The 23,966-nt window shown below is 55.6% G+C and carries 21 protein-coding genes and 2 tRNA genes; 15 read left to right on the top strand and 8 right to left on the bottom strand.

Annotated elements, in window-relative coordinates; all coding sequences use genetic code 11:
- Window positions 1–48 precede the first annotated feature (48 nt).
- The 4 genes from AUC61_RS20260 to AUC61_RS20245 all read right to left on the bottom strand — a co-directional run bounded on the left by AUC61_RS20260 (window position 49) and on the right by AUC61_RS20245 (window position 4,839).
- Entirely contained in the window at window positions 49–1,383 is a 1,335-nt protein-coding gene (locus AUC61_RS20260) for a virulence factor family protein (protein WP_243247934.1), read from the bottom strand.
- Window positions 1,383–4,025, bottom strand: a complete 2,643-nt coding sequence (gene mprF, locus AUC61_RS20255) for a bifunctional lysylphosphatidylglycerol flippase/synthetase MprF (protein WP_243247933.1) — start codon at window positions 4,023–4,025, stop codon at window positions 1,383–1,385. Before mprF ends, AUC61_RS20260 begins: the two co-directional genes overlap by 1 nt.
- Before the next feature lie 327 nt (window positions 4,026–4,352).
- A tRNA-Met gene (locus AUC61_RS20250) sits at window positions 4,353–4,429 on the bottom strand.
- A gap of 333 nt (window positions 4,430–4,762) precedes the next feature.
- Window positions 4,763–4,839: transfer RNA gene (locus AUC61_RS20245), tRNA-Met, on the bottom strand.
- Window positions 4,840–5,099: 260 nt separating this feature from the next.
- On the opposite strand from AUC61_RS20245, the gene dinB reads away from it, so the two are divergent.
- Window positions 5,100–6,161 (top strand): DNA polymerase IV, encoded by a 1,062-nt coding sequence (gene dinB / locus AUC61_RS20240; RefSeq protein WP_243247932.1) that lies wholly within the window; start codon window positions 5,100–5,102, stop codon window positions 6,159–6,161.
- Between the two features lie 123 nt (window positions 6,162–6,284).
- Here the strand turns inward: dinB and AUC61_RS20235 are convergent, their stop codons facing one another.
- From AUC61_RS20235 to AUC61_RS20225, 3 genes are all read right to left on the bottom strand, one after another.
- On the bottom strand, window positions 6,285–7,238 hold the full coding sequence (locus AUC61_RS20235) for a hypothetical protein (RefSeq protein WP_243247931.1): 954 nt from the start codon (window positions 7,236–7,238) through the stop codon (window positions 6,285–6,287).
- A 73-nt stretch (window positions 7,239–7,311) separates the two neighbouring features.
- Window positions 7,312–9,027 (bottom strand): proline--tRNA ligase, encoded by a 1,716-nt coding sequence (locus tag AUC61_RS20230; RefSeq protein WP_243247930.1) that lies wholly within the window; start codon window positions 9,025–9,027, stop codon window positions 7,312–7,314.
- 171 nt (window positions 9,028–9,198) lie between these two features.
- Window positions 9,199–10,536, bottom strand: coding sequence for an OprD family porin (locus AUC61_RS20225; RefSeq protein WP_243247928.1), 1,338 nt, complete (start codon window positions 10,534–10,536; stop codon window positions 9,199–9,201).
- A gap of 996 nt (window positions 10,537–11,532) precedes the next feature.
- On the opposite strand from AUC61_RS20225, the gene AUC61_RS20220 reads away from it, so the two are divergent.
- Both AUC61_RS20220 and AUC61_RS20215 read left to right on the top strand, forming a co-directional pair.
- Complete coding sequence (locus AUC61_RS20220; protein WP_243247927.1) at window positions 11,533–11,964, top strand: HIT family protein; 432 nt, start codon at window positions 11,533–11,535, stop codon at window positions 11,962–11,964.
- Window positions 11,961–12,167, top strand: a complete 207-nt coding sequence (locus tag AUC61_RS20215) for a SlyX family protein (RefSeq protein ID WP_243247926.1) — start codon at window positions 11,961–11,963, stop codon at window positions 12,165–12,167. The genes AUC61_RS20220 and AUC61_RS20215 overlap by 4 nt, the downstream gene beginning before the upstream one ends.
- Window positions 12,168–12,236: 69 nt before the next feature.
- Here the strand turns inward: AUC61_RS20215 and AUC61_RS26445 are convergent, their stop codons facing one another.
- Window positions 12,237–12,839 carry a cold-shock protein gene (locus tag AUC61_RS26445; protein WP_279291102.1) on the bottom strand — a complete coding sequence of 201 codons (603 nt, stop codon included), beginning with the start codon at window positions 12,837–12,839 and terminating at the stop codon, window positions 12,237–12,239.
- Window positions 12,840–13,214: 375 nt separating this feature from the next.
- On the opposite strand from AUC61_RS26445, the gene AUC61_RS20205 reads away from it, so the two are divergent.
- The 12 genes from AUC61_RS20205 (at window position 13,215) to tolB (ending at window position 23,949) form a co-directional block, all read left to right on the top strand.
- Entirely contained in the window at window positions 13,215–13,688 is a 474-nt protein-coding gene (locus AUC61_RS20205; RefSeq protein ID WP_027898221.1) for a Dps family protein, read from the top strand.
- Between the two features lie 335 nt (window positions 13,689–14,023).
- Window positions 14,024–14,365: a ribbon-helix-helix domain-containing protein gene (locus tag AUC61_RS20200; RefSeq protein ID WP_243247924.1), complete on the top strand. Its 342-nt coding sequence runs from the start codon at window positions 14,024–14,026 to the stop codon at window positions 14,363–14,365.
- Between the two features lie 315 nt (window positions 14,366–14,680).
- A complete protein-coding gene (gene aspS, locus AUC61_RS20195) occupies window positions 14,681–16,456 on the top strand; it encodes an aspartate--tRNA ligase (RefSeq protein WP_243247923.1) in 1,776 nt (591 codons plus the stop codon).
- 134 nt (window positions 16,457–16,590) lie between these two features.
- Window positions 16,591–17,337 (top strand): YebC/PmpR family DNA-binding transcriptional regulator, encoded by a 747-nt coding sequence (locus tag AUC61_RS20190; protein ID WP_122665121.1) that lies wholly within the window; start codon window positions 16,591–16,593, stop codon window positions 17,335–17,337.
- Between the two features lie 125 nt (window positions 17,338–17,462).
- The gene (gene ruvC, locus AUC61_RS20185) at window positions 17,463–17,987 is read left to right on the top strand and encodes a crossover junction endodeoxyribonuclease RuvC (RefSeq protein WP_027898225.1); all 525 of its coding nucleotides are present in this window, start codon (window positions 17,463–17,465) and stop codon (window positions 17,985–17,987) included.
- A 144-nt stretch (window positions 17,988–18,131) separates the two neighbouring features.
- Window positions 18,132–18,740: a Holliday junction branch migration protein RuvA gene (ruvA, locus tag AUC61_RS20180; RefSeq protein ID WP_243247922.1), complete on the top strand. Its 609-nt coding sequence runs from the start codon at window positions 18,132–18,134 to the stop codon at window positions 18,738–18,740.
- Window positions 18,741–19,799 (top strand): Holliday junction branch migration DNA helicase RuvB, encoded by a 1,059-nt coding sequence (ruvB, locus tag AUC61_RS20175; RefSeq protein WP_122665119.1) that lies wholly within the window; start codon window positions 18,741–18,743, stop codon window positions 19,797–19,799.
- Between the two features lie 138 nt (window positions 19,800–19,937).
- Window positions 19,938–20,405: a tol-pal system-associated acyl-CoA thioesterase gene (ybgC, locus tag AUC61_RS20170; protein ID WP_243247921.1), complete on the top strand. Its 468-nt coding sequence runs from the start codon at window positions 19,938–19,940 to the stop codon at window positions 20,403–20,405.
- Window positions 20,395–21,090, top strand: a complete 696-nt coding sequence (gene tolQ, locus AUC61_RS20165) for a protein TolQ (protein ID WP_087274354.1) — start codon at window positions 20,395–20,397, stop codon at window positions 21,088–21,090. The genes ybgC and tolQ overlap by 11 nt, the downstream gene beginning before the upstream one ends.
- Window positions 21,091–21,104: 14 nt before the next feature.
- Complete coding sequence (gene tolR / locus AUC61_RS20160; RefSeq protein WP_032630699.1) at window positions 21,105–21,569, top strand: protein TolR; 465 nt, start codon at window positions 21,105–21,107, stop codon at window positions 21,567–21,569.
- Window positions 21,569–22,648, top strand: a complete 1,080-nt coding sequence (gene tolA / locus AUC61_RS20155; protein ID WP_243247920.1) for a cell envelope integrity protein TolA — start codon at window positions 21,569–21,571, stop codon at window positions 22,646–22,648. The genes tolR and tolA overlap by 1 nt, the downstream gene beginning before the upstream one ends.
- A 50-nt stretch (window positions 22,649–22,698) precedes the next feature.
- Window positions 22,699–23,949, top strand: coding sequence for a Tol-Pal system beta propeller repeat protein TolB (tolB, locus tag AUC61_RS20150; protein ID WP_240350591.1), 1,251 nt, complete (start codon window positions 22,699–22,701; stop codon window positions 23,947–23,949).
- Window positions 23,950–23,966: the final 17 nt, after the last annotated feature.

Genomic DNA, 23,966 nt, shown 5'->3' with positions numbered 1-23,966 from the left:
CGCAGCCTCACAGCTGACGGGGATTTTTTTGTACTGCCGTAAATCAGCTTACTGCGCTGTAGCCTTGCCTTGACGCTTATTGATGAAAGCAATCAAGCGCTTGGCCAGCGCCGGGTAGTTTTCGTCAAAGTGGTGACCACCCGGCAATTGCAACTTCTCGCCGACAGCGGTGGTGTCGGTGCAGCCGCTTTCCTTGGTCTCTTCGACGCCATAGACGCACAGTACTTTTTCACCGGGCAATTTAGCCATTTCCGGACCGGTTTGCAGATCCTTGCCCGCCGCGCCTAGCCAGCCGTCAACGCGGATTTCGAAGCTGCCCGTGCGAGCGAAGGCCAGCAGGATCATGCCGTCAACGCGCTCCTGATCCTCTTGTGGCAAGCGGTTGTAAACGGCAGGCAGGACGTCCGCGCCAAATGAGTAACCCGCGAGGATGAAGCGCTTGGCGCCCCATTTCTGGCGATAGTGCTGCATCAGTTCGGTCAGGTCAGCGGCTGTCTGCTCAGGAGATTTGTGTTCCCAGTAGTAGCGCAGGACATCGATACCCACCACTGGATAGCCCATGCCAGCCATGTCCCCGGCAACGACTTTGTCCAGATCACGCCAGCCGCCGTCACCGGACAGGAACAGCGTTACAGTGTCGGAGGGTTGCGCAGCAGGCACCTCTACGACAGGGATACCCAGACCGCCACCTTTGTCATCCTCGCCAACCAGTTTGCGGCGCAGCTCGCTGTTGAGGACCTGTGGCAGCTTGATGTCGTAGTCGCTGATGCTGGTGTCGGCGTTGGCTTGATCGCGCACGAACGCTGCAGGCTCGTCGTCTGGCGCGTCGTTCCACGCGACCATCCAGTGACCGTGCGGGGCGGTCTTGGGCAATGGTACATCACAGATAACCGGCGGCGTTTCATCGGGCTCAAGCGCCTTGACCGGCTGAGAGGGCACTTCCAGATAGAAACCTACTGAAATAGCCTCCGCCTTGTCGTTGTTCTGCCCCGCGAGCCAGCGCCAGGCCAGGGTTGCCCCCGGGCCAATACCGGCTACGACTGTTGGCGCTTCATCGAGCTTGCCCAGAGCTTCATTGAAGGTCTTCTGCTGCAGGGTGCAGTCGTCCTTTGGCAATACAACCTGAATGATCCGGGCGGAAGCGTCCTGACTCAGGGCCTGCAATTGTTTGTCAGACAACAGGTCGTCGGCGGTCACGGCCAGCGCAACCCGAACTTTGGCCCGGTTGCCAGGCGTTACGCTGATCACCGCTGAACCGTCGCTCAATGCGGAGCGCTCCAGTGTTGCGGGTGGGGCGGGGCGGCTCCACAACCAGACCCCAAGAACCAGAACCAAAACAATCAGCAGTGCTGCGAGCAAAATGCGCCGGTAGCGTTGAATCATCAGCGTTTCACCAATCCAGTCAGGCCGCCCGCAATCAGGGCGGCGGTGTCAGCCAGTGCCACCAGCGGATCGAGTCCGGCGGGCACGGCCATATAACGAGGTTCCCAGTCAGGCTGGAATTTGTCTTTGAAGCGGCGCAAGCCCTGGAAGTTGTAGAGCTGTTCGCCACGACGGAACACCATCGAGCCCAGGCGCTGTGTCAGGGGCGCGCCCCGGCGTGGTTGCAGGCCCGATAGCGGCACCATGCCCAGGCTGAAGCGTTCGTAGCCGTGCTCTTTGTAATACAGAATCAGCCCGACCATCATGAACTCCATGGTCAGCTTCGGAGCATCAGGGTGAGCGCGCATCAGGTCCAGGCTGGCCAGATCATGACGCGATGTCTCAAGCAGGTTGGAGAACGCTACCGGCTTGCCTTCGAAGTGGATGATCGCGATGCGGAAATGCTTGAGGTACTCAGGGCTGAAGCGGCCCAGTGAGAAGCCTTTTTCGCGCACATTTTTGCCTGTCAGCCAGGCATCGGAAATGACTTTCAGTTCATCCAGTGGTGCCTGACCTGCTTCATAGATTTCCAGCGACAAACCATCACGTCCGCCCCGGTTCCAGGTGTAGCGCAGGTCTTTCATCTCCTTGCCTTTGGCTTCGATGTCGAAGCGCCGCAGGTTGACCCGCGCCTCTTCACCCAACTTGATCGCAGTCAGGCCGATGTCCATGTAGAACGGCAGATTTTCCGCGCGGACCTGATAGAACACAGGGCGGGCGTGGTGCACGTCACACAGGTCGCGAAATTGCCAGATCAGCTCGGCGCGTTGCTGGGTCGGGCCGATCGGGTCATAGAGGGCAACGAGGCTGCGGCCGCGATGGGCGTACATCAGAAATGCGTTGCCCTCGGGATGCAGTAGAACGGCTTTATCGCCGGTCAGCACCAGTCCGCCATCAGGCTGTGACGATGCATTGAGGATCTCGGCGGCTTTGGCCAGCTCTGAGGCGTCCGGGAGTTTGATCACCGGTCGTGCGGTGCGCAGCAGCCAGGTCAGCGAAACAATGATCAACAATACAGCGCTACCCAACGCAGAGCGCAGCCCGCGAGGTGCATCCGCATCCAGAGTGAACTGCCACCACAACTGATGGCTGTAAGGCACGTCCTGATAGGCGAACAGCAGGAGCCAGAACGATGCCCCCAGTACGCAGAGGGTGGCCACCAGATACAGCGGCGAGAAGGGCAGCTCCAGCAGGCGACTTGGCCGGTAGAACGAGCGGCGGAAAATGGCCAGCAGCGCCGCAGTCAGGATCAGCAAGGTGGCCTCTTCATAGTCGAAGCCTTTAAGCATCGACAGTGCAGCGCCTGCCAATAGCAGAATAACCGTCAGCATCCATGCGGCCGAGAGGCGGCGTCGCAGCCCTTGAGCCAGCAGCAGACACAGAACGCCAATAAGGCTGGCGCCAAAGTGTGAAAGGTTAATCAGGCGGTGAGGGATGAGAAAGCCGAGATCCTCAAGACGGGTGTCGATTTCGGGCGTCGCACCGGAAAACAACAGCACAACGCCGGAAAGGAACACCAGTAGCGCGAGGATCGGTGCGGCGAGACCGGATGCGACGCGCATCGCCTGTTTGGTCGGTAGCAGGCGCTGACCTTCTGTGAACAAAAGCACCAGGCACGCCAACAACAGTGGCAGGACGACGTAAATCATCCGGTACAGCAGCAATGCGGCAGCCAGCGGCGCCGCGCCCAATTCGTTAGCGAAGGCTGCGAGCAGGATCGCCTCGAAAACGCCCACGCCGCCCGGTACATGGCTAAGCACACCTGCGGCCAGCGCCAGCAGGTAAATCAGCATGAAGGCCCCGAATGGTGGCGACTGTGGCAGCAGTAGATAGAGGACAGTGGCTGCCGCTGCGACATCCAGTGCAGTGATCACCAGTTGCATCAGCGTCAGGCGCACGCCAGGCAGGCGCAGGGTGCGGCGTCCGGCACGCACCAGCAGGGTGTGGGGGATCGTCTGCTCTGGTAGTCGGCGGCGATAAACTGCAATGGCCAGCACGGCTGTCAGCACTAGAACGCCGATTGCAATCGCTGCCAGCAGGTCTACAGGTGTATGCAGCGCAAGGGATGCTCCGGACAGGTTGCTCAGGGTCGCCAATGCTGCCAGCGGTGGCAGCGCGCAGCCGAGCGACAAGCTGGCGAACAGCGTCATACGGGCAACTTCTACCGCGCCGATGCCTTTGCGGGAGTACAGTCGATAGCGCACCGAGCCGCCGGACAGCATTGACAGGCCTACCGCGTTACCAATAGCGAATGCTGTAAAGCCGCCAAGTGCGAGGGTTTTGTTAGGCAGATTAACGCCTGCGTAACGGCTGGCGGAAAACTCATAGCCGAGCAGAATGACGAAGCCGATTGCTGTTGCGAGCAGGGCGCCCGCCAAAGACGGCCCCGGTACGCTCAGCAGTGAGTCTTGCAGTGCATAGAGATCGAGCTCGCTCAACATATGTCGGCAAGCGATCAAGGCCACGGCGAATAGCAAAAGCGTGACGCCCAGCCCGATTGGCTGGCGGTATTTACTCAACAGCTCCAGCCACTGGAGGCGAGCAGGTTGGATAGGTTGATTCGCCGTAACTGCTTCGTTCGGTTCTGACGGGTTAGCGCGCATCAATCACTCCTTGGATCGTGCGCGACAGAATGGAGGTATACAGCCAAGTTACCAATCCCTACGCAAAAAATATTTCGAGATGTTAGCGCGTCATCGTCTAACGAGCGAATGCAGCCTGTGCGTTCATGGAGCTGTTCAGCAACAGTTCAGCTATTAAACAGCTATCGGCAGACGGCTGTAAAACTGTCGGGTTTTGTAATATTACGTTACAAGGAGGGCGTTTGGTGGGGTGGGGTGGACGGAAATTGCTTTCTGCGCCAGAGGCTTGCGTTACTTTTCAGGCGCGCACAAAAAAGGCCACTCTTTCGAGTAGCCTTTTTCGATGTTTGGTTGCGGGAGCCGGATTTGAACCGACGACCTTCGGGTTATGAGCCCGACGAGCTACCAGACTGCTCCATCCCGCGTCTGTGTGGCGGCATTCTACAGCCGAACGGCGAGGTGTCAACCATTAATGTGAAAAGTCGACAAAACAGGTCGATTTGTGTGGTTGGAGATTTAAGTCCCGGACCTGCAAAGAGTTTTGGTGGTGCTTGCCGACAGCTGTGCAAGACGAGCCGTGAAGGGTGGGGCTAATCCGCAAGGCTGCCCCTATTTCTGTAGGAGTTGCCGAATGCTGCGATCGCGGTGCGCCAGGATGAATGCTTCGCAGCCTTCGGCAGCCCCTACAGATGGTCGTATTTTCTGCTCAAACGACAGGCACAAAAAAGGCCACTCTTTCGAGTAGCCTTTTTGATGTTTGGTTGCGGGAGCCGGATTTGAACCGACGACCTTCGGGTTATGAGCCCGACGAGCTACCAGACTGCTCCATCCCGCGTCTGTGTGGCGGCATTCTACAGAGGATCGCAGGGGTGTCAATTGTTAATTCAAAAAAATTGCTTTTCCTTCAATTGGTTAGCGTAGGTTGTTGACCGTGCGGACAGGCTGTAAGCACTGCCAGGCGGGGCTGTCAGCCAATATCCAGGGTCATTCTGAAGAGGGTTTGCGTCAGTTTTCCGTTAGACCGGCACATCACCAGATGTCACATGTCGACACGAGTGAGATACTGGCCGACCACGTCTCTCGCAAAACTCTTACATGACGCAGCGAAAAATCATCCATGTTGACTGTGACTGCTTCTATGCAGCCATCGAAATGCGCGATGACCCTCGGTTGGCCAATAAGCCGCTGGCCGTGGGGGGCTCTGCGGACAAGCGAGGCGTCATTGCAACCTGCAACTATGAGGCAAGGGCTTACGGCGTGCGTTCGGCGATGTCTTCGCGGCATGCCTTGAAGCTTTGTCCGGACCTGACCATCGTCAAGCCTAGAATGGATGCCTATAAGGAAGCATCCAAAGAAATCCAGACCATCTTTCGTGATTACACCGACCTTATCGAGCCCTTGTCGCTGGATGAGGCTTACCTGGATGTGTCCGATGCGGGCCATTTTTCCGGCAGCGCAACGCGTATCGCGCAGGACATTCGGCGGCGGGTGTCCAACCAGCTGCATATCACGGTCTCGGCTGGCGTCGCGCCTAACAAGTTTCTGGCCAAAATCGCCAGCGACTGGAAGAAACCCAATGGCCTGTTTGTGATCACTCCGGATCAGGTCGAGGATTTTGTCGCGCAATTACCCGTCAGTAAGTTACACGGCGTTGGCAAAGTGACCGCCGACAAACTGGGTCGATTGGGGATTATCAGTTGTACCGATTTGCGTGACTGGAAAAAGCTGGCACTGGTGCGAGAGTTTGGCTCGTTCGGCGAGCGCTTGTGGGGGTTGGCTCGTGGGATTGATGAGCGGCCCGTGCAAAATGACAGCAGGCGTCAGTCGGTGAGCGTGGAAAATACGTACCACACGGATCTTCCTGATTTGGCCAGTTGCCTGGAAAAACTTCCGGAGCTGCTGGAAACACTGAACGGGCGAATAGAGCGGATGGAGGGGCAATACCGACCTGGCAAACCGTTTGTGAAGGTGAAGTTTCACGATTTCACCCAGACGACACTTGAGCAGGCAGGGATTGGTCGGGATCTGGACAGCTTCGAGCATCTGCTGACGCAGGCGTTTGCCCGGGGCGGCAAGCCGGTCCGTTTGCTGGGGATTGGTGTGCGTCTGCATGATTTGCGAAAAGCACATGAGCAGTTGGAGCTGTTTGCGCGCTGACCGCGCCTTATCGCGAAGCAAACAGGTTACTCGTAGGAGCTGCCCAAGGCTGCGAAGGCGTTGTGTCAGGATAAATGCTTCGCAGCCTTGGGCAGCTCCTACAGAAAAACAGAGCGTTTCAGGTCACTTTTCAGCGCCTGGATCCGCTACCAGTCGACCCGCATCCTTGGCCAGTGCTTTCAAAAATTCCTGCTGCAGTTGCGGATCGTCACGGGTCATCTCGATCAGGCTTTGTTCGAGATCGCTGGCTTCCTCTTCCAGGCCGAGATCCGAAAGGCGTTTGACCCGATAGACCCACTGACTGACCTCGTCATCTTCCAGGTCGTCATAAATAAGTCCGTGGGCTTCAATCAATTTACCGCGCAGTGTCCGACTGACCGCCAGGTCTGCGTTGGCGTGGGTATTGTCCTGCTCGTCTTCAGCGCTCAGATACAGGCGCGTGACATGGCTCAGGTCCTGTTCGGCGAAGGGGCTATCCAGCAGGCTCAGGCGTAATACGCCGTTGCGATCAGTCGTGAGTTCGTGGCTCTGGGAACCCGCTTTGACCAACACCGGGCGTTCACTCCATGGGAGCGTCGAGTTTTCGATTCTTTTATCCCGCTGGACTTCGTTGATCCCGGCCAGGTTTTGTTGGGCACGACCGTGGGACGGGGCGTTCATGAAGGGGTTCAGTCCGGCAACGCCGTAGTTGATCCAGTCCTTGGTCACGCTATCCGGTAGACGGCCCAGTGCAAAGACGTTGACGACGTTTGCGCCAACACCCGCAACGACCGCCACTGCGCCGAGGGGGATCTCGTAGATTTCCCGCCATGGCTGATAGGGGGTGTATCGATCGTAAAGACGGGTTACTTCAAATTCGGTGACCTCAAAGGTCCTGTGTTCGTGAATGCGCACACGTCGTTGTGGTAGCTCAAGAGTCTTGGGCTCACCGAGGTCGATCTGTACGTTGTGCGAGAGCAATTTGCGCTCGATACGTTCTTCGTGCTCGCTGCGTTGCGACAGTTGATTGGCGCAGCCGCTGACCAGGGATACGCAAAGAATCACGCAGCCTAGGTTAAGGGGGGATCGCTTGAACATGAGATCTCTTGCGAATTAAGGCAGGTGATGACTGAAACGATGGCGCTCACCCTTTGGTGAGCGCCATCAAGACTCAGCGACGAACGCGGCCCTGGATGAAGGACAGTACCTCGGCAACCGGCAAGGCCTGGGCTTCGGACTCGGTCCGGCTCTTGTATTCCAGATTGCCTTCGGCCAGACCGCGATCGCTGACCACGATGCGATGCGGGATGCCGATGAGCTCCATGTCCGCGAACTTGTTGCCCGGACTGGTTTTCTTGTCACGGTCATCGAGCAGCACTTCGTAGCCCGCAGCGGTCAGCTCGGCATACAGTTTATCGGTCGCTTCGCGGACTGCTTCGGTTTCGTAACGCAGTGGTACCAGCGCGATCTGGAAGGGTGCCAGGGTGTCATTCCATATAATGCCGTTCTCGTCACTGTTCTGCTCGATTGCAGCAGCAACCACACGGGATACGCCGATGCCGTAGCAACCCATGGACAGGTTGACCGGTTTGCCGTTTTCGCCCAGTACCTGACACTTCATGGCTTCGCTGTACTTGGTGCCCAGCTGGAAGATGTGGCCGACCTCGATACCGCGTTTGATTTCGAGAGTGCCTTTGCCATCCGGACTTGGGTCGCCAGCTACTACGTTACGCAGATCGGCTACGGCCGGAACCGGCAGGTCGCGTTCCCAGTTAACGCCAAAGTAGTGCTTGTCATCGATGTTTGCACCAATGGCAAAGTCGCTCATCAGCTCAACCGAGCGGTCGATGATGCAAGGCAGCGGCAGATTCAGCGGGCCCAGCGAGCCAGCACCGGCACCAATAGCAGCACGCAGTTCGGCTTCGGAGGCCATGACCAGCGGGCTTGCGACCTGCTCGAGTTTGGCGGCTTTGATTTCGTTCAGTTCGTGATCGCCACGAATGATCAGGGCAATCAGCTTGCCTTCTTCTGCGGCGTGGACCACCAGAGTCTTGATGGTTTTTTCGATTGGCAGATTGAAGCCTTCCACCAGTTGCGCAATGGTCTTGGCATCCGGGGTATCGACCAGGCGCAACTCTTCAGTTGCAGCGCCACGGCTGGTTTCGCGTGGCACGGCCTCGGCTTTCTCGATGTTCGCGGCGTAATCGGAGCCATCGCTGAACACGATATCGTCTTCGCCGGACTCGGCCAGTACGTGGAACTCGTGGGAGCCTGCACCACCGATCGAGCCGTTATCAGCCTCGACTGGACGGAATTTCAGGCCCAGACGCGAGAACACGTTGCAGTACGCCAGGTGCATACGGTCGTAGGTGACCTGCAGTGAGGCGTGATCAGCGTGGAACGAGTAGGCGTCCTTCATGACGAACTCGCGGCCGCGCATCAAGCCGAAGCGCGGACGGATCTCGTCACGGAATTTGGTCTGGATCTGGTACAGGTTGATCGGCAGCTGTTTATAGCTATTAAGCTCATTGCGGGCCAGATCGGTGATGACTTCTTCATGGGTCGGGCCCAGACAGAAGTCACGGTTGTGCCGGTCTGTCAGGCGCATCAGTTCAGGACCGTACTGTTCCCAGCGGCCGGATTCCTGCCACAGTTCTGCTGGCTGAATGCCTGGCATCAATACTTCCAGCGCGCCAGCAGCGTCCATTTCTTCGCGAACGATGACTTCGACCTTGCGCAATACGCGCAAGCCCATGGGGAGCCAGGTGTACAGGCCGGAAGCGAGTTTGCGAATCATGCCGGCACGCAGCATCAGCTGGTGACTGACCACGACCGCATCGGAAGGGGTTTCTTTCTGTGTGGCGAGCAAAAATTGACTGGTGCGCATGGTAGGCCGTTGTCGGTTGCTGAGACTGGAAATGACTGGGCATTGTACGGGCAGCATTTATCCCCGTACAGGCCAACGCCGTTACAGGTGAGTTGCGAAAATGCTTTTGCCCTTGAATGAAAAAGCCCGGCCGAAGCCGGGCTTTTCATATAACGAGAGACTGTACTGCGATTACAGGACCGAGATCGGGTAGTCGACAATCAGACGGAACTCGTTGATGTCGCCTTCACCCTGATCGTCGTTGGCGCGGTGCCATGCTTGACGGATGCGGAACGACAGGTCTTTGGCTGGACCAGCCTGAACAACGTATTTGGCTTCGAAGTTGGTTTCGTGGTGCTTGCCATCTGCGCCATAAAGCGGTGCGCCAGCGCTGGTGCGGTAGGCGGAGTTAGCTGAAAGGTTGGTGCCGTCGATGTCATAACCTTTGATGTAACGGGTCATGAAGCTCAAGCCCGGTACGCCGTATGGAGACATGTTCAGGTCGTAGCGAGCTTGCCAGGATTTTTCACCCGGACCGTTGAAGTCGGAGTACTGAATCGAGTTATTCAGGAAAATCGAGTCGCCGCCCTTGTTGTTGTCGCCGATACCGATGTAATCGAATGGTGTATCACCATTGATCTTCTGGAAAGCAAGGGTGACGGTGTGAGCCGCTGCGAACGAGTAGGCAACAGAGCCAGAGAAAGCCGTGTTGCTGATGTCGCCAGCTTTCGCGCTACCGGCGTCGGTGGTGCGATAGATGTTGGCATCAAAAGCCAGGGACTGGGAGTCAGTCAGTGGCAACGCGTAGTTCACGTTGGCGTAGTACTGGTTCCAGATATCTTCCAGTTTGGCGCCGTACAGCGCGACACCGAGATTGTCCGTGATGGCGTACTTGCCGCCCACGAAGTCAGCGGTTTTCGCTTCAACGCCTGCGTAGTTGGCGTAGATACCGCCACTGTGGCTGGTATCGTCCTGGCTGGTGCCAGAGTAGAAGTGACCTGCTTCAACATCAAGGCCGGCAATTTCGCTGCTTTGCAGGCTGATACCGCTAGCGGTCTGTGGCAGCAAGCGGGAGCCGCCGACTGCAAACACTGGGCTGGTCGGCTGCATATCGCCAACTTTCAGCTCGGTTTTCGAAACGCGGAACTTAACGGCGCCACCGGCTTTGCCGAAGCTATCTTCGTTTTCTCCCTGGCTGTTAGTCACCAGGTTGCCCGAACCGGAGTATTTGTCCTGACCGTCCAGCTTAAGGCCGAAATAGCCAAAGGCTTCAACGCCGACACCGATTGTGCCTTGGGTGTAACCGGTACTGAAGTTACCCCAGAAACCTTGGGTCCAGTCTTTGTCGTCAACGTTGGTGTCTTTTTTGTCGCGGTTGAAATAATAGTTGCGAGCCTTCAGATCCAGCGTGCTGCCCTCAATGAAACCCTTGGCATCGGCCTGGTCACTGACGAACGGTGCTGCCGTTGCCAATTGAGTGCTGGCTGCAGTAACGGCCAGTGCGATTGCGCTCCACTTCATCACTCTCATCGTGACTTGCTCCTTTGGTTTTTAAGAGAAGAGTACTGCCGTCCACCTGTTTTTTTATCTGGACGGCTCTTTCTTTTTGTGTCGGCGAAATCTATATCACGCCGGCATGGGTGGCGATAGTTACAGACCTGACCTTGCAAAATCTTTACGGCGTTGTCGCAAACGATTACTGCTGTGTCGTAAATACATAGTTTTCATGCAACTACTGCTGTACTTCGAATGCATGAGCATAGAGTTAAAAAGTCTATGCACTACGTCTGTTTCCTCCATGGACCGCCTCTTCGCATCTTGCCTGATTGCTGTTTTTTCTTCTGATCCGCCAGAAGTGCATGCAATCTTGCTCAGTAACATAGCAACAACCGTGCACAAAGCTTAGCGGAATGAGAAAAAAATGTGAAAAAATTAGCATTCACCTTCGAATTGCTTTCTAAAGTACTGAATTTGAACATAAAAAATAAAATTATTTTTTTTGAATTTGCGAGCTTTTGCCGTCCTGACCGAGGGCTTGGTCGTCGGTCGCGTTACCTGTGAAGGTGCAATTTGAGTAGCCCAGGCGTTAATGGTGGGTTTGTAGGTGCGAGGTGGGTCGTTTTGGTGCGTTGGCAATTCCTCGTGCATTACGGTGGGCCTTGGGCGCGGCTGGTAAATAAGGTGTAGCGTCGCTTCGTTTCATTTATATGACGTATTGCGTTTTTGGGGGCTCCAGTCCGGTGTTATCGGTTGCATATCTGTAGGGATATGTAACAGGTGTCATAATGATGGCTCGTGAAGTGTTGTGCATAAATGGGGCGTCAGGAACGTCGGCCGATGCTTAATGGTGCGCGGTCGCCGGGCGCAAGCTCGGGGGAGGGCGCGCGAATCATCACGCAGTAAACCGGTCACAAGAAGGTAAACCCGTGAAGTTGTGGTTGTTCCCGAGTATCCTGTCAGGTAGTGCGCGACGGTTTAAAAATACAAGTCTGTGCAAATGCTCACCTGTAGACCAGGAGTTATATCGTGTTCGTTCTGGATTCACGCTTGCAAGAAGATGCATTGTTCATTGGCGACTTCCCGTTGTGCCGGCTGCTCTTGTCCAATGATTCAAATTACCCCTGGTTCATTCTGGTGCCGCGACGCCCTGATATTTCCGAAGTTTTCCAGCTGGATGCCAGCGATCAGTTGCAGTTGTGGACAGAGACTACTGCCTTCTCTGAACTGCTCAAGGAGCTGTTCAACGCCGATAAGCTCAACGTGGCTGCCCTCGGTAATGTCGTCAGCCAGCTTCACATGCATGTCATCGTGCGGCGAAAAACCGACATCGCGTGGCCGGCGCCGGTGTGGGGCAAGCATCCTGCCCAGCCTTATACCGCGCAGGAGTTCTCGCTGATCAGGGATGATCTGCGAAAGGTACTGGTCAGCAATTTCACCTTTGCGGAGCAGTCATCATGACTCTTGAAGCACGAGTAACCGATCTGGAGAGTCGACTGGCTTTTCAGGACGATACGATTCAGGCGCTTAATGACGTGCTTGTTACCCAGCAGCGGGCACTGGACCGCTTGCAGCAGCAGATGGCAGCCATGCTCAAGCGTCAGGAAGAGATGGGCAGTCAATTCGAAATCTTCGGCGAGGACGCGCCGCCGCCACATTATTGAGTTCCATGTGGCATAAAAAAAACGGCCTTCTATTTATATAGAAGGCCGTTTTTTGTACTGCGGTAAAAATCAGCGGCGTGGCAAGGCGGCAATCACATCCTCAGCCTGAAGTCCCTTGTCGCGATTCATGACCGAGAATTCTACGCGTTGACCTTCGACCAACACTCGGTGGCCTTCGCCACGAATGGCCCGGAAATGCACGAATATATCGTCGCCGGAGTCACGCGAAATAAAGCCGAAGCCTTTGGACGTGTTAAACCACTTTACGGTACCTGTATCGCGGTTGGTCATGTCGTGGCTTTGCGCAACGGGTGAAGGAGAGGACCGGTAAAAACTGACGGCCAGGTGCAGGGCAACCGCTATGAGGGCGGCGCTGAGCGCTGCGATGATGGCTGGCTGACCAGCAATGGTTTCCAGCGGTACAAGCAAGGTCAGGATTTGAAGAACAACAGCAAGGATAAGTAGTGCGCTGACCAGATTTTGCAGGTGATGACGTGGTCCTCTGTTCCAGTAGGGGATCACGGGTGCCAGGACAAGATTCAGCAAGCCGAAGAATGCCAGATAAAGCGCATCGGGTTGCAATAGAGAAGACAATGCTTCGCTACGCAGGCTGGGGATAAAGGAAAGCAGCAGGGCTGCGGCTCCCGTTAGCAGGTGGACTATTTTCAACATTTCGATAACTCACATTAAGATGGATCACAAGGAAATAGCTGAAGGCACCCGGTACGCTTCTAGAAAAGTGAAGGCGTGAGGCACGAGTGATCTTTCAGCCTATGCACAGCAGCCCGATCAGTCAGATGCCGAGACACGCGGTGTATTTAACAGCAAAGCTCAGGGCTACTCAAATCAACAGCTTGCGTTACATCGCACACAGACAGCCCTGAGCGACACAAAGCGACGGGCGGTGTCAGTCGTTCTCATTTGGTGCCCCGGCCTTCCCGGCCGGAGCGCAGGTATTTGCACTACAGGGCTGCGTCTCGTCTCCTGTCTTGGTACAGTGGCTGCTGTACCTGCTGGATTTAAATCACCAATTGAAAGGGGAAATACATGGCAATCGATATCGGTATCAGCGAAGAGAATCGCAAGTCAATCGTCGATGGTCTTTCTCATTTGCTCGCAGATACCTACGTTCTTTATCTGAAGACTCATAACTTTCACTGGAACGTCAGTGGGCCGATGTTTCGTACGCTGCATCTGATGTTCGAAGAGCAGTACAACGAGTTGGCCCTGGCGGTTGATTCCATTGCCGAACGTATTCGTGCGCTGGGCTTCCCGGCTCCGGGCACTTATACAACATATGCCCGTCTTTCTTCGATCAAAGAAGAAGAGGGGGTGCCGGGTGCTGAAGATATGATCAGAAGCCTGGTGCAAGGACAAGAGGCCGTAGTACGCACTGCGCGTAGTCTTTTTCCTCTTCTGGATAAGGTTAGTGATGAGCCGACTGCAGATCTGCTGACTCAGAGAATGCAGGTTCATGAAAAAACGGCGTGGATGCTTCGCTCTATGCTTGAAACAAAGTAATAGATCAGGCGAGTGGCGCATGGCGCCGCTCGCCTGCCTCACCCTCGCAGGCTGATGTTCCCGTTTTTACTGCTCCGTTAACGGTTGTGATGCGTTTGTCATCCGAAATGCCTGAATTCTTGAAAGTGCCATAACTATTTATTGCCCTTGCGTAAAGTTAGTGTCTTCTCGTCGGAGTTATTCATTATTCCTCTGTGGTTTGTAGTGATGTCCTACATGCTTTAAGTATTAATGCGGCTGGTTATCAACACATAAATCGGGCCTGATAGGCAGGCATTTATTTATATTTAAATGTTTCTCAAGGGACCCGAATTTATTGTTTAGAAGAAGCCGTTATGGTTCGAGAGGTCGAATGCGACGTAAAAGACCTGAAGCGTCACGCGAAAATTTGTAATGATCCGTTTGTCGAAGATTTCAACATGTCTCTGGCTCAGCCGCACTCCAAGTCGGTACGGCTTAATGGCCTGGCAACCTGTTTGCGACTTGAAAATGTTTACTGGAATATCCTCTCAACCATAGCCAGATCCAACAACTGTTCTGTCAATGCGGTGCTTTCTTATATCGACAGAGAAGTGCATTTGCGCTACGGCGGGGTGAAAAACTTCAGCGGTCTCATCAGGGTCGTCTGTGTTGCCCATCTGCTAAAAGGTGACAGCATGGATCTGAAGCAGGCATAACGCCGTAGGTATCTCCAATTTTCTGCGGGCTCGCTTTTTTTTGGCGGGCCTGCCTTGAAGCTTGCTCTGGTGGTTGCGGTGCCCGGTGCTGCCAGTCGTAGCGAAGTTATCTTGATCTGTTCGGTTTACGCGGCTGCACGGTCGTGATTAACGCTATATAATCCTCGGCCTTGCTAAAAACGGGCACGTCTGCGCCTGCAGTGCGCAGCGACGGGCCGATGGCTTGAACGCGTGCCTGGGCTCTTGCACTATTGAGCGCAAGCCAAGAGCGAAAGCTCCACCGAATTTCGAATTACGAGAAGTGAACAGACCATCATGATGCGCAGCCATTATTGCGGCCAATTGAACGAGAGCCTGGAAGGTCAGGAAATTACACTTTGCGGATGGGTCCACCGCCGTCGCGACCACGGGGGTGTGATTTTCCTCGATATTCGTGATCGTGAAGGTATGGCTCAGGTGGTGTTTGACCCTGATCGTGCGGACCCCTTTGCTGCTGCAGACCGCGTTCGTAGCGAATACGTCGTCAAGCTCACCGGTAAGGTGCGTGCTCGTCCGGCGGGTGCCGTAAACACCAACATGGCATCCGGCGCCATCGAAGTGCTCGGTTATGAACTGGAAGTACTGAACGAGTCGGAAACTCCGCCGTTCCCGCTCAACGAATATTCCGATGTGGGCGAAGAAACCCGCCTGCGCTATCGCTTCATTGACCTGCGTCGTCCGGAAATGGCCGAGAAGCTGCGTCTGCGTTCGCGCATCACTACCAGTATTCGTCGCTATCTGGATGACAATGGCTTTCTCGACGTTGAGACGCCAATCCTGACGCGTGCTACCCCGGAAGGCGCTCGCGACTATCTGGTACCTAGCCGCACACACCCAGGCAGCTTCTTTGCCTTGCCGCAATCCCCGCAGTTGTTCAAGCAACTGCTGATGGTTGCCGGTTTTGACCGTTACTACCAGATCGCCAAATGCTTCCGCGACGAAGACCTGCGAGCCGACCGTCAGCCTGAATTCACCCAGATCGACATCGAAACCAGCTTCCTCAATGAAGAAGACATCATCGGCCTGACCGAGAAGATGATTCGTCAGTTGTTCAAGGAAGTACTGGACCTGGAGTTCGGTGATTTCCCGCACATGACTTTCGAGGAAGCCATGCGTCGCTACGGTTCAGACAAGCCAGACCTGCGTAACCCGCTGGAACTGGTTGACGTTGCCGACCAACTCAAAGAAGTTGATTTCAAGGTGTTCAGCGGTCCGGCCAACGATCCGAAATGCCGTATTGCCGCGTTGAGAGTTCCGGGCGGGGCGAGCATTCCGCGCAAGCAGATCGACGATTACACCAAGTTCGTCAGCATCTACGGTGCCAAAGGCCTGGCGTATATCAAGGTCAACGAGCGCGCTGCGGGTGTTGAAGGCTTGCAGTCGCCAATCGTGAAGAACATCCCGGAAGCCAACCTCAACGTGATCCTGGATCGTGTTGGCGCGGTGGATGGCGATATCGTGTTCTTCGGCGCAGACAAAGCCAAGATCGTCAGCGAGGCCCTGGGCGCGCTGCGCATCAAAGTCGGCAACGACTTCAAGCTGCACACCTGCGAGTGGGCGCCGATGTGGGTTGTTGACTTCCCGATGTTCGAAGAGAACGACGACGGCAGCTTCACTGCATTGCACCACCCGTTCACCGCGCCGAAGTGCACACCGGAAGAACTGGAGGCCAACCCGGCAACCGCTCTGTCCCGTGCCTACGACATGGTACTCAACGGCACCGAGCTGGGTGGCGGTTCGATCCGTATCCATCGCAAGGAAATGCAACAGGCGGTGTTCCGTCTGCTGGGTATCGCTGAGGACGAGCAGCAGGAGAAGTTCGGCTTCCTGCTCGACGCCCTGAAGTACGGCGCACCACCGCACGGTGGTCTGGCGTTCGGTCTGGATCGTCTGGTCATGCTGATGACCGGCGCCCAGTCTATTCGTGAAGTGATCGCGTTCCCGAAAACCCAGAGCGCTGCTGACGTCATGACCCAGGCACCTGGCGTTGTGGATGCCAAGGCCTTGCGTGAACTGCACATCCGCTTGCGTGAACAGCCAAAGGCTGAGTAACGCTAGCAGGGGCGCGTTCCTCCATCTGGTGGGAGCGCGTTCCGCATGGCTGTACCCCTGATCAAGTAAATCCTTTTGCCTCTTTATCGATGGGCGAAAGGCGAAGGTGTTTGAAAAAGAATCTGGAGCGAGATATGGCAGGTCATTCTAAGTGGGCGAACATCAAGCACCGCAAAGAGCGTCAGGATGCCAAGAAGGGCAAGATTTTTACCAAGTGGATCCGTGAACTGACTGTTGCGGCCCGTCAGGGCGGTGGCGATCCCGGCTCCAACCCACGTCTGCGTCTGGCGCTGGACAAGGCTCTTGGTGCAAACATGACCCGTGACACCATTGACCGCGCGGTGGCTCGAGGCACCGGTGCAGCAGATGGTGATGATGTCGAAGAGCTCGGCTACGAAGGCTACGGCCCGGGTGGCGTTGCGATTATGGTTGAAACCATGACTGACAACCGTAATCGCACTGCGGCAGCCGTGCGTCATGCGTTCACCAAGTGTGGCGGCAACCTGGGTACAGATGGTTCTGTCGCGTACCTGTTCGATCGTAAAGGTCAGATCTCGTTTGCGGCCGGTGTTGATGAAGACTCTCTGACCGAAGCTGCAATGGAAGCTGACGCCGATGATATCGTCACCAATGACGACGGTAGCATTGATGTCTTTACCTCGTTTTCCAGTTTTTACGCGGTTCGCAATGTTATTGAAGCTGCTGGCTTCAACGCTACGGACGCTGAAATCGTGATGTTGCCGACGACCAGCGCGGTACTTGATCTGGAAACAGCAGAAAAGGTGCTCAAGCTGATCGACATGCTCGAAGACCTGGATGACGTACAGAACGTCTATTCCAATGCTGAAATTCCGGACGAAGTCATGGAACAGTTGGGCTGACAGATTTCTGCAGGACAAAAAGGGGCCGGAGGCCGGTGGCGATGTGCTGACATCGCTATCGGCCTTCGGCTTCTGCCTTTATGCTGCGATCTTCGCTGAGTATCACTTCTCAAGCTGCAGGCTTTATGACTCTTATTCTTGGTATAGACCCCGGCTCCCGAATCACTGGTTATGGCGTGGTAAGAGATACCGGGCGTGGCTGTGTTTACGTGGCGTCGGGCTGTATTCGCACCGGCAGTGGCGAGCTGCATGAGCGCTTGCAGATTGTGTTTCGCGGGGTGAGGGAAGTCATTCAGACCTACGGTCCCGTGACCATGGGCATTGAAAAGGTTTTTATGGCGCGTAACGCTGACTCGGCCTTGAAGCTGGGCCAGGCACGAGGCGCTGCGATTGTTGCGGGGGCCGAAGAGGGGCTGGAGATTGCCGAATATTCGGCGACTCAGGTCAAGCAAGCTGTCGCTGGCACCGGGGGGGCGAATAAAGAGCAAGTGATGATGATGGTCATGCATTTGCTCAAGTTGACCCAGAAGCCGCAAATCGACGCTTCGGATGCCCTGGCGATCGCCCTGTGCCATGCGCACACGCGTTCAAGCCTGATTCCTCACGGCTTGAACACGGCTCGCAGTCGCGGTGGTCGCCTGCGTCTCTAATGCTTGCGATAGTGGGGCTGTGTCTCTGTTAGCATCATCTGCTTTAACATTTCTGCTTGCAGGCTGTGTCATGCCTGCAATGATTGCGAACACTGTTTCGCGTTGGTCACGTGGTCTGGCCGACAATACGAAAGGATTTGATACGTGATTGGACGCTTACGCGGCTTTTTGGCTGAGAAACAGCCGCCGCATCTGGTGCTTGATGTGAACGGTGTCGGTTATGAGATCGAGGTCCCCATGACCACGCTCTACCGCTTGCCGCATGTCGGCGAGCCGGTGACGCTGCATACTCACCTTGTGGTCCGCGAGGATGCACACCTGCTGTATGGTTTTTATGAAAAGCGTGAGCGCGAGCTGTTTCGGGAGTTGATACGCCTGAATGGTGTAGGTCCGAAACTGGCGCTGGCCTTGATGTCTGGTCTGGAAGTGGATGAGTTGGTACGTTGCGTTCAGGCTCAGGACACTTCTGCTTTGACCCGTATTCCAGGCGTAGGTAAAAAGACTGCCGAGCGCCTGCTCGTTGAGCTGAAGGACCGCTTCAAGGCCTGGGAAACCTTGCCTGGGACTTTTGCGCTGGTGTCCAGCGGGCCAAATGCGCCGGAGCCTGTCGCGACAGCTGAGAACGATGCGGTCAGCGCGCTTATTTCCCTGGGCTACAAGCCTCAGGAAGCGAGCAAAGCGGTTTCCGCTATCAAGGAAAAAGACTTGAGCAGCGCAGATTTGATTCGACGTGCCTTGAAGGGAATGGCTTAAGTGATTGATGCTGACCGCCTGATAACCGCCAGTGGCGGCCGTGATCGTGATGAACAGATTGATCGCGCGATTCGTCCACTAAGCCTTGCCGACTATATTGGTCAGCCGACGGTGCGCGAGCAGATGGAGTTGTTTATCCAGGCCGCGCGCGGACGTAACGAAGCGCTCGACCACACGCTGATCTTCGGCCCGCCCGGTTTGGGCAAGACCACATTGGCCAATATCATTGCCCAGGAAATGTCGGTTTCAATCAAGAGCACGTCCGGCCCTGTACTGGAGCGGCCGGGCGATCTTGCGGCGATTCTAACCAATCTTGAACCTAACGATGTTCTCTTTATCGACGAGATTCACCGGCTGTCGCCTATCGTTGAAGAAGTCCTTTACCCGGCGATGGAGGACTTCCAGCTAGACATCATGATCGGCGAAGGGCCTGCGGCTCGCTCGATCAAGCTTGATCTGCCGCCGTTTACCCTGGTTGGTGCAACCACCCGGGCAGGTATGCTGACGAATCCGTTGCGTGACCGTTTCGGTATTGTGCAGCGTCTGGAGTTCTACAGCATCGCGGATCTGGCAACTATCGTGTCCCGCTCCGCAGGTATTCTGGGGCTGCCCATTGAACCGGAGGGTGCATTTGAGATTGCTCGCCGGGCGCGTGGCACGCCGCGGATCGCCAATCGCCTGTTGCGCCGGGTGAGGGATTTTGCCGAAGTACGCGGTAAAGGCGAGATTACCAAGCCTATCGCTGATCTGGCGCTCAATCTGCTCGATGTCGACGAGCGCGGCTTCGATCATCAAGACCGGCGTTTGCTGTTGACCATGATCGAAAAGTTTGACGGCGGTCCTGTGGGTGTCGACAGTCTGGCTGCTGCGATCAGCGAAGAACGCCATACCATTGAAGACGTGCTGGAACCCTATTTGATCCAGCAAGGCTATATCATGCGCACACCACGTGGACGGGTCGTGACCCGGCATGCCTATTTGCACTTCGGTCTGAACATTCCTTCCCGAATGGGGGAGATGCCAGGTGCCGAACAATTTGTTGCAGATGAAGACATTTAAAAAAGCGCAAAACACTGATTTATTCGGAGTTTGCGCGGTCAGACTGGCAGCTGCGTCAGGTCGACACGAAATAACCGGTAAAACGTTGAAAAACAGTTGCCGTGGCGGATTGGCAACCTGAGGAGTAAGCACTAGAGTATGCGCGCGCAAAACGGGGTTCAGTCGTTCGCACATCGCTGTCGCGTTTATTACGAGGACACCGATGCAGGCGGCATCGTCTACTACGTCAATTATCTGAAATTCATGGAGCGGGCTCGTACCGAGCGGCTGCGGGATTTGGGGTTCGCCCAATCCTCAATGGCGAAGGAAGGTCTGTTGTTTGTTGTGCATTCCAGCGAGGCGCGTTATCACAAGCCGGCGCGACTGGATGACGAACTGCTGGTCAGCGCTGAAGTAATCGAATTGAACCGTGTCAGCCTGCGCTTCAAACAGGAAGTCAGGCGGGCTGCGGATGCAACGCTGCTCTGTGAGGGGCAGTTCTTGGTGGCGTGTGTAAACGCCGATAGTTTGAAACCCCGGGCCATTCCCGAAGCTTTGCGTACGGCCTTTGCCGACCAGAGCGGCGCGGGTACACATACAGAGCAGGAGAGCAAGCGTGGAAGCTAACGTCGTCGACCATTCCTCCATGTGGAGTTTGGTCAGTAATGCCAGCATTGTCGTTCAGTTGGTCATGCTGATCCTGGTGGCTGCTTCAGTCACTTCATGGATCATGATTTTTCAGCGCAGCAACATGCTGCGTGCTGGGCGCCGGGCATTGGACAGCTTCGAGGAGCGTTTCTGGTCCGGTATCGATCTGTCCAAACTGTACCGTCAGGCGGGCAGCAATCCAGACCCTGATTCGGGTGTGGAGCAGATCTTCCGTGCCGGCTTCAAAGAGTTCTCGCGTCTGCGTCAGCAGGCAGGTGTCGATCCAGAGGCCGTGATGGAAGGCGTGGCTCGTGCCATGCGTGTTGCCATCTCGCGTGAGGAAGAGAAACTCGAATCGGGTCTGCCTTATCTGGCCACCGTTGGCTCCGTCAGCCCGTACATCGGCTTGTTCGGTACCGTCTGGGGGATCATGAACTCCTTCCGCGGTCTGGCCACGGCGCAACAGGCGACACTCGCCACCGTTGCACCCGGCATTGCCGAAGCACTGATCGCAACAGCCATTGGCCTGTTCGCGGCGATCCCTGCAGTAATCGCCTACAACCGTTTTGCCGCTCGCAGCGAAACCTTGATTAGTCGTTACTACACCTTCGCCGAGGAATTCCAGGCCATCCTGCACCGTAAAGTGCACACCAGCGAAGAGTGAGCAGGTAATTCCCAATGGCTTTAATCGCTCGAGATCGCCGCAGAAAACGCAAGCCGGTCGCCGAAATGAACGTAGTGCCTTACATCGACGTGATGTTGGTGCTGCTGGTCATTTTTATGGTCACCGCTCCCATGATCAATCAGGGCGTGAAAGTGGATTTGCCCAAAGTCTCCAGCGAGGCTTTGCCGCAAGACAACAACAATCAGGTCCTGACTATTTCGATCAAGGCTGACAAGACCTACTACTGGAATCTTGGCAGCGAAGTCGACACCGACAAGCAGATGGACAAGGCAATGACCTTGCCGCAGTTGACCTCTGCCGTGACCAAAATCGTTGCCGCTGGCCGTGAAGCTGGCAAGCAGACGCAGGTTTTCATTCGTGGCGACAAAACCGTTGATTACGGTTCGGTCATGGGCACCATGGGTGGGCTGCAGAAAGCCGGGGTCGGGAATGTCGGCTTGATTACTGAGGCCCCCTGATGCAGCCAATTCGAGAGCCGTCCGCCTCGGAGAATTATTTCTGGCCTAGTGTCTGGGCCGTGGCGTTGCACGTCCTGATTTTTGGTTTGCTGTTTGTCAGCTTTGCCATGACTCCGGAATTGCCCGAATCCAAGCCTATCGTGCAGGCCACCCTGTACCAGCTCAAATCCAAGAGTCAGGCGACGACCCAGACCAACCAGAAAATTGCTGGCGAGGCGAAGAAGACCGCTGCTCGACAAACCGAAGTCGAGCAGTTGGAACAGAAGAAAGTCGAGCAGGAAAAGCAGGAAGCTGTAAAAGCTGCGGAACAAAAGAAAGAAGAGGCTGCTCAAAAAGCGGAAGAACAGAAGGCTGAAGAAGCAGCGCAGAAAGCGGCCGAGGCAAAAAAGGCCGACGAAGCGAAGAAAGCTGATGAAGCCAAGAAGGCTGATGCCAAAAAAGCTGAAGAAAAACAGCTGGCCGACATAGCCAAGAAAAAAGCTGAAGACGACGCCAAGAAAAAGGCCGAGGAAGACGCCAAGAAAGCTGCAGCCGAGGAAGCCAAGAAGCAGGCTGCCGACGATGCGAAGAAAAAAGCGGCTGAGGATGCCAAGAAAAAGGCTGCCGAAGACGCTAAAAAGAAAGCAGCTGACGACGCGAAGAAGAAAGCCACTGCCGATGCTGCCAAGAAGGCGCAGGAAGCAGCTCGCAAATCTGCTGAAGACAAAAAGGCTCAGGCCTTGGCTGACCTGCTTTCCGATAAACCGGAACGGCAACAGGCGTTGGCGGATGAGCAGGGTGATGAAGTCGCGGGTAGTTTCGACGATCTGATTCGTGTTCGTGCCTCCGAGGGCTGGAGTCGACCACCATCAGCACGTAACAACATGTCCGTTACGCTGCAGATTGGTATGTTGCCGGACGGCACTATTGCCTCGGTATCGGTTGCCAAATCCAGCGGAGACGGGCCGTTTGACAGTTCAGCAGTCGCAGCAGTCAAGAACATTGGCCGCTTGACAGAAATGCAGGGTATGAAGGCCGCGGACTTCGCTCCCTATCGTTCATTCAAGATGACATTTACACCTGGAGATCTAGCCTTGTGATCAAGCTTTTTCGAGGACTACTAGTAGTCGTTCTCTGTTGTGCGGCCGGCATGGTCAGTGCAGAAGAGAAGAACATTCTGGTCACCAGCGGCAGTGACCGTGCAACGCCTATTGCTGTTGTGCCTTTTGGCTGGCAGGGCGGCAACGTGTTGCCAGAGGACATGTCGGAAATCATCGGCAATGACCTGCGCAATTCGGGCTACTACGCCCCGATCGCGCGTCAGAACATGATCAGCCAGCCAAGCCAGGCCAGCGAAGTCATCTTCCGTGACTGGAAAGCACTGGGTGCGCAATACGTGATGGTCGGTAATATCGTTCCTGCAGGCGGTCGTCTGCAGGTGCAATATGCACTGTTCAACGTGGCGACCGAGCAGCAGGTACTGACCGGCAACGTGTCGGGTACTACTGATCAATTGCGCGACATGTCGCACTATATTGCGGATCAGTCGTTCGAGAAACTGACCGGCATCAAGGGCGCTTTCTCCACTCGTATGCTGTACGTGACTGCTGAGCGCTTCTCCGAGAACAACACCCGTTTCACGTTGCAGCGTTCGGACTACGACGGTGCTCGTGCAGTGACCCTGTTGCAATCTCGTGAGCCGATCCTGTCGCCGCGCTTCGCACCCGATGGCAAGCGTATTGCCTATGTATCGTTTGAGCAGAAGCGTCCGCGCATCTTCGTTCAGCACATCGATACCGGTCGCCGCGAGCAGATCACCAACTTTGAAGGCCTGAACGGCGCGCCTGCCTGGTCACCTGATGGCACCAAGCTGGCTTTCGTGTTGTCGAAGGACGGTAACCCGGAGGTTTATGTGATGAATCTGGCTTCGCGTCAGTTGAGTCGCGTAACCAACGATTCGTCTATTGATACCGAACCGTTCTTCGGTAAAGATGGCTCGACGCTGTACTTCACGTCGGACCGTGGCGGCAAACCGCAGATTTACAAAACAAATATCAATGGTGGTGGTGCTGAACGTGTAACTTTCGTCGGCAACTACAACGCCAACCCGAAATTGTCAGCCGATGAAAAGACGCTGGTAATGATTCACCGGCAGGACGGCTTCACTAATTTCAAGGTTGCTGTTCAGGATTTGGCGCGCGGAAGTGTAAAAATCCTCACAGATAGCAACCTTGATGAGTCGCCTACTGTTGCGCCCAACGGCACCATGGTAATCTACGCCACCCGCCAGCAGGGCCGGGGAGTCTTGATGCTCGTGTCCATTAATGGACGCGTAAGGCTCCCGCTTCCTACCGCTCAAGGCGAAGTCAGAGAACCGTCCTGGTCCCCTTACCTGAACTGACGCGGCGCTACACAAAA

Source organism: Pseudomonas maioricensis, assembly GCF_022790535.1.
Taxonomy (GTDB): Bacteria; Pseudomonadota; Gammaproteobacteria; order Pseudomonadales; family Pseudomonadaceae; genus Aquipseudomonas; species Aquipseudomonas maioricensis.
The sequence above is the reverse complement of the archived record's forward strand: the minus strand, read 5'-3'. Positions and strand labels throughout refer to the sequence as shown.

Bases quoted from the DNA above. Each gene is read 5' to 3' on its own strand.
- aspS (WP_243247923.1), top strand. From the start codon at position 14,681: ATGATGCGCAGCCATTATTGCGGCCAATTGAACGAGAGCCTGGAAGGT.
- AUC61_RS20235 (WP_243247931.1), bottom strand. From the start codon at position 7,238: ATGTTCAAGCGATCCCCCCTTAACCTAGGCTGCGTGATTCTTTGCGTA.
- tolB (WP_240350591.1), top strand. From the start codon at position 22,699: ATGGTCAGTGCAGAAGAGAAGAACATTCTGGTCACCAGCGGCAGTGAC.
- AUC61_RS20230 (WP_243247930.1), bottom strand. From the start codon at position 9,027: ATGCGCACCAGTCAATTTTTGCTCGCCACACAGAAAGAAACCCCTTCC.
- mprF (WP_243247933.1), bottom strand. From the start codon at position 4,025: ATGCGCGCTAACCCGTCAGAACCGAACGAAGCAGTTACGGCGAATCAA.
- ybgC (WP_243247921.1), top strand. From the start codon at position 19,938: ATGCGCGCGCAAAACGGGGTTCAGTCGTTCGCACATCGCTGTCGCGTT.
- tolA (WP_243247920.1), top strand. From the start codon at position 21,569: ATGCAGCCAATTCGAGAGCCGTCCGCCTCGGAGAATTATTTCTGGCCT.
- AUC61_RS20215 (WP_243247926.1), top strand. From the start codon at position 11,961: ATGACTCTTGAAGCACGAGTAACCGATCTGGAGAGTCGACTGGCTTTT.
- AUC61_RS20205 (WP_027898221.1), top strand. From the start codon at position 13,215: ATGGCAATCGATATCGGTATCAGCGAAGAGAATCGCAAGTCAATCGTC.
- AUC61_RS20225 (WP_243247928.1), bottom strand. From the start codon at position 10,536: ATGAGAGTGATGAAGTGGAGCGCAATCGCACTGGCCGTTACTGCAGCC.
- AUC61_RS20200 (WP_243247924.1), top strand. From the start codon at position 14,024: ATGGTTCGAGAGGTCGAATGCGACGTAAAAGACCTGAAGCGTCACGCG.
- AUC61_RS20260 (WP_243247934.1), bottom strand. From the start codon at position 1,383: ATGATTCAACGCTACCGGCGCATTTTGCTCGCAGCACTGCTGATTGTT.
- AUC61_RS26445 (WP_279291102.1), bottom strand. From the start codon at position 12,839: ATGTTGAAAATAGTCCACCTGCTAACGGGAGCCGCAGCCCTGCTGCTT.
- ruvC (WP_027898225.1), top strand. From the start codon at position 17,463: ATGACTCTTATTCTTGGTATAGACCCCGGCTCCCGAATCACTGGTTAT.
- dinB (WP_243247932.1), top strand. From the start codon at position 5,100: ATGACGCAGCGAAAAATCATCCATGTTGACTGTGACTGCTTCTATGCA.
- AUC61_RS20190 (WP_122665121.1), top strand. From the start codon at position 16,591: ATGGCAGGTCATTCTAAGTGGGCGAACATCAAGCACCGCAAAGAGCGT.
- tolR (WP_032630699.1), top strand. From the start codon at position 21,105: ATGGCTTTAATCGCTCGAGATCGCCGCAGAAAACGCAAGCCGGTCGCC.